Annotated in this window: 4 protein-coding genes; all 4 read right to left on the reverse strand. The window is 26.4% G+C overall.

The window, feature by feature from the left end:
- Positions 1–179 precede the first annotated feature (179 nt).
- The 4 genes from clpX to GBZ86_RS12910 all read right to left on the reverse strand — a co-directional run bounded on the left by clpX (position 180) and on the right by GBZ86_RS12910 (position 4,611).
- Positions 180–1,478 (reverse strand): ATP-dependent Clp protease ATP-binding subunit ClpX, encoded by a 1,299-nt coding sequence (gene clpX, locus GBZ86_RS12895; RefSeq protein WP_152891271.1) that lies wholly within the window; start codon positions 1,476–1,478, stop codon positions 180–182.
- Between the two features lie 32 nt (positions 1,479–1,510).
- Positions 1,511–2,107 carry an ATP-dependent Clp endopeptidase proteolytic subunit ClpP gene (clpP, locus tag GBZ86_RS12900; protein WP_152891273.1) on the reverse strand — a complete coding sequence of 199 codons (597 nt, stop codon included), beginning with the start codon at positions 2,105–2,107 and terminating at the stop codon, positions 1,511–1,513.
- 194 nt (positions 2,108–2,301) lie between these two features.
- Positions 2,302–3,594 carry a trigger factor gene (gene tig / locus GBZ86_RS12905; RefSeq protein ID WP_152891274.1) on the reverse strand — a complete coding sequence of 431 codons (1,293 nt, stop codon included), beginning with the start codon at positions 3,592–3,594 and terminating at the stop codon, positions 2,302–2,304.
- Between the two features lie 189 nt (positions 3,595–3,783).
- Complete coding sequence (locus GBZ86_RS12910; protein ID WP_152891276.1) at positions 3,784–4,611, reverse strand: YncE family protein; 828 nt, start codon at positions 4,609–4,611, stop codon at positions 3,784–3,786.
- Between the last annotated feature and the right edge of the window lie 50 nt (positions 4,612–4,661).

The following is a 4,661-nucleotide window of genomic DNA, read 5'->3' on the forward strand; positions in this document are numbered from 1 at the left end:
ACTTATATTAGTATTATCAAATATATATAAATATATTCTAAATAAGAGAAATTAATTTTTATACTATTTTAATATAAAAAATCTGTTTCACATACTGTATTTAATACTTTAATTAAAATTTTTAATCATTATAAATCTCCAAAAAAGTCATTTGGATTATATATCCAAATGACTTTTAATTATGCAGTTTCTATAGTTTTTTGTGCTTTAGATTTTTTAGTAGTTTTTAAAGTAGGTCTTATTTCACCCTCTTCTAATAATTGTAACTCTGGCTCTTTCTTATCTAATATACATTCCTTATTTATAGTTACCTTAACTATTTCCTCTTTAGAAGGTATATCAAACATTATATCCATCATAGTTTCTTCAACTATAGCTCTTAATCCTCTTGCACCTGTTTTTCTTTTTATAGCTTCATCAGCTATTGCTTTTAAAGCATCCTCTGTAAAGTCTAATTCAACATTGTCAAGTTCAAATAATCTTTTATATTGTTTAACAAGAGCATTTTTAGGTTGACTTAATATATTTACTAAAGCTTCATTATCTAAAGCTTCTAAAGTAACAACCACTGGTAATCTTCCTACAAATTCAGGTATAAGTCCAAACTTTAATAAATCTCCAGGCATTATATCCTTAAGTATTTTTCCAATATCCTTCTCTTTTTTAGATTGAATCTCTGCTCCAAATCCTATAGTGCTTTTAATACTTCTTCTTTCTATTATTTTATCTATACCATCAAATGCTCCCCCACAAATAAATAATATATTAGATGTATTTATTTGTATAAATTCTTGATGAGGATGTTTTCTTCCTCCTTGTGGTGGAACTGATGCAACCGTTCCTTCTAAAATTTTTAATAAAGCTTGTTGTACTCCTTCTCCTGAAACATCTCTAGTTATAGATGGATTCTCAGATTTTCTTGCTATTTTATCTATTTCATCTATATAAATTATTCCTTTTTCTGCTCTTTCAACATCAAAATCTGCGTTTTGTATAAGCTTTAATAGAATATTCTCTACATCTTCCCCTACATATCCTGCCTCTGTTAATGTTGTAGCATCTGCAATTGCAAATGGAACATTTAATAATTTAGCAAGCGTCTGCGCTAATAATGTTTTACCTGATCCTGTAGGTCCAAGTAAAAGTATATTACTTTTTTGAAGTTCTACATCATCTTCTAACTTATTAGCATTTATTCTTTTATAATGATTATATACAGCTACTGATAAAGATCTTTTAGCTCTATCTTGCCCTACCACATATTGATCTAAATAAGATTTTATTTCTGTTGGCTTTGGAAGATTTGTTGTCTCCATAGGAGTTGTTTCTTCAAATTCATCTTCTATTATTTCAGAACAAAGTTCTATACATTCATCACATATATAAACTCCTGGTCCAGCAATAAGTCTTTTTACTTGTTCTTGATTTTTTCCACAAAAAGAACATCTTAATTGCTTTTTGTCTTCATATTTTGCCATTTAATCCACCTCTACTTCTGATTAAAACTCTACTATTTACCCACTTGATTCTTCTCTATAACCTTATCAATTAAACCATAATCTGCAGCTTCTTGTGCTTCCATAAAGTAATCTCTTTCTACATCTACTTTTATTTTATCAAGTGGTTTATTAGTATTTTCACTTAATATTTTATTTAGTTTTTCTTTAATTTTTAATATTCTTTTTGCATGTATATCTATATCTGTTGCTTGCCCTTGGAATCCACCTAATGGTTGATGAATCATAATTTCAGCATTTGGAAGTGCAAACCTTTTTCCTTTAGCTCCAGATGATAATAAAAATGCTCCCATTGAAGCTGCCATACCTACACATATAGTACATACATCTGGTTTAATATATTGCATTGTATCATAAATTGCCATCCCTGAAGTTATAGAACCTCCTGGTGAATTTATGTAAAGATATATATCTTTATCTGGATCTTCACTTTCTAGAAATAATAATTGAGATACTATTAGATTAGCACTTACATCATTTACCTCACCACTTAACATTACTATTCTATCCTTTAAAAGTCTTGAAAATATATCATAACTTCTTTCGCCTCTATTTGTTTGTTCAACGACCATTGGTACTAAATTACTCATTCAATTCCCTCCTAATAAAATTAAACTCATAAATATAATATTGCCATATTATATATATTATCATACTTATATACTTAAATTATATAAAAATTTTCTTTTTTTGTTAATGATATTTTTAAAATTTTTATTGTAAATTTAAAATAATTGCCAGAAGTATTTATTCTGGCAATTATTTTATTCATTTTATTTAATTATTACTCAGTTACTTTAGCTGCATCAACTAATATGTTTATAGTTTTTTCTCTAGTTACATCCATTACTAAAGCTTGCTTTTGAGCATTTAAAATTAGATCAACCATTTTTTCTGCATCTCCAGCTGAATACATTTTAGCTACTTCTTCAGCTTTAGCTTTTAATTCTTCTTCACTAGCTTCAACTTTTTCAATTTTTGTTATTTCACTTAATACTAAATCAGTCTTAACTTTTCTTTCAGCATTTTCTCTCATATAAGACTTCATCTTTTCTTCTGAGCTTCCAGTAAACTCATAATATTGCTCTAAAGATAATCCTTGATATGATAATCTTTGTTCTAGATCTTTAACCATATTTTCAACTTCTCTATTTATCATAACTTGTGGAATTTCAATAGTAGCATTGTCAACAATAACATTTACTACATTTTCTTGTAATTCTCTCTTAGCTCTTTCCTCATTAGCTTCTTGAGCTTTCTTTGTTAAATCTGCTTTTACTTCTTCTATTGTATCAAATTCTGATATTTCTTTAGCAAATTCATCATCTAACTCTGGTAACTCTTTAACCTTTATTTCTTTAACTGTTACTTCAAACTTAGCTGGCTTTCCATTCAACTCTTCTTTTCCATAATTTTCCGGAAAAGAAACATTTACTTCTTTTGCTTCTCCAACAGCTAATCCTATTAATTGTTGTTCAAAATCTCCTATAAATGTACCTGAGCCTATTTCTAATGAATAGTCAGTTCCTTCTCCTCCTTCAAATGCTACATCATCTATGTAACCTTTAAAGTCTATAACAGCTATATTTTTATCCTCTACTGTTCCTTCAGTTTTAGTTTCAATTCTAGCATTTTTAGTCTGCATTTCTTTTAATTGCTTTTCTATATCTTCTTCTTTTACTTCAGCTGTAGGTTTTTTAACTTCTACACCTTTGTAATCTCCTAAAGTTACTTCTGGGAAAGTAGTAACTTTAGCAGTATATACTAAATCTTTACCTTCTCCAACTTCAACTACTTCTACTTTTGGATAATCAACAGCTTTTACGTCGTTCTCATCTAAAGCCTTTCCATAAGTAGCATCAATACAGAAGTTAATAGCATCATCAAATAATACTTCTACTCCATAGAATTTTTTAACCATTGCCATTGGAACTTTTCCTTTTCTAAATCCTGGCACATTAAACTTCTTAGCATTTTTATTATAAGCTTTCTTTATAGCCTCATCAAATTGCTTAGCATCTACTCTTATTTCTAATTCTACAACATTATTTTCTACTTTTTTCATTTTAGCTTCCATTGTATACTCCTCCTAAAAATAGTCCTGTGAAATTCAAATATAAACTTATATTTATATTAAAATATAATATTAACTAAGATATTATAACACATTATTTCTTTTTTTATCAAATGTTTCTTTTAAATTAATTATTAGCTAAAACTGCCTAATACTATATTAATTTTTCGACTAATAATTTAATTTTAAATTTTATTGCAAATTTTTTGAAGCATCTAATACTTTTTCAATTCCATCAATATTTACTATTAATTTATTAATGTCTAATTCATTAAATTTTATATCTTTTCCCTTAGAATTAAATAAAACTTTATATTCTCCTGTATTTAAATCAAAAATCCATATATATTTATATAAATCCCCATCACCAAAATATGGTAAGTTACTTATATATACAATATTATTATCATCTAAAAATTTAGGCTCAATGCCCCATATTTGATTAGGAAAAGATTTTAAAATATCTTCTTTATTATATGTTTTACCTTTACTTGTTGTATAACTAGGCTTAGTTATATCCTTTTCCCCTAAATTTACATCTATAACTTTCATATCTTGAGATAGGTCATCTAGTACTACTACTTTCTTTTTATCTGGACTTATATCAAAAGAATATTTTCCATTGCCTTCAACTGTTAATATAGTTTTTTCTGAATTAGTACTGTTTTCTTCATATTTTATATATATTTTATCTCCTGATGACAAAGTACTTGTAATAGTTTTTTCTTTAATTATATCTTTTTTTTCAGAATTCTGATCATTAATATTTTTATTTGTTTTTTGTTCAATAGTATTTAAATTTTCAGAATCTTTATTTTGTTTTTCAACTAAATTTCCATTTAACATTTTACTTTTATTAAAGAAATATTTAACTTTATCTTTCACATTAAAATTTGAAAAATTACCTAATATAAAAGTTCCTCCTAAAGCTATTATAATAATTATTAAAGTTATAATAGTAATTTTACGCCTTTTCATTTTCTTTTGATAATTCTTACTAAATATACTAGGCTTACCCATAACAGTACTCTCCAATCTTTCTTGTTATAATAAATATATATTATTATACA

This window comes from Clostridium tarantellae (genome assembly GCF_009295725.1).
In the GTDB taxonomy this organism is placed as follows: Bacteria; Bacillota; Clostridia; order Clostridiales; family Clostridiaceae; genus Sarcina; species Sarcina tarantellae.

What these genes read in the sequence shown, in the direction of transcription:
- clpX (WP_152891271.1), bottom strand. Translation starts at nt 1,478, where the DNA reads ATGGCAAAATATGAAGACAAAAAGCAATTAAGATGTTCTTTTTGTGGA.
- clpP (WP_152891273.1), bottom strand. Translation starts at nt 2,107, where the DNA reads ATGAGTAATTTAGTACCAATGGTCGTTGAACAAACAAATAGAGGCGAA.
- tig (WP_152891274.1), bottom strand. Translation starts at nt 3,594, where the DNA reads ATGGAAGCTAAAATGAAAAAAGTAGAAAATAATGTTGTAGAATTAGAA.
- GBZ86_RS12910 (WP_152891276.1), bottom strand. Translation starts at nt 4,611, where the DNA reads ATGGGTAAGCCTAGTATATTTAGTAAGAATTATCAAAAGAAAATGAAA.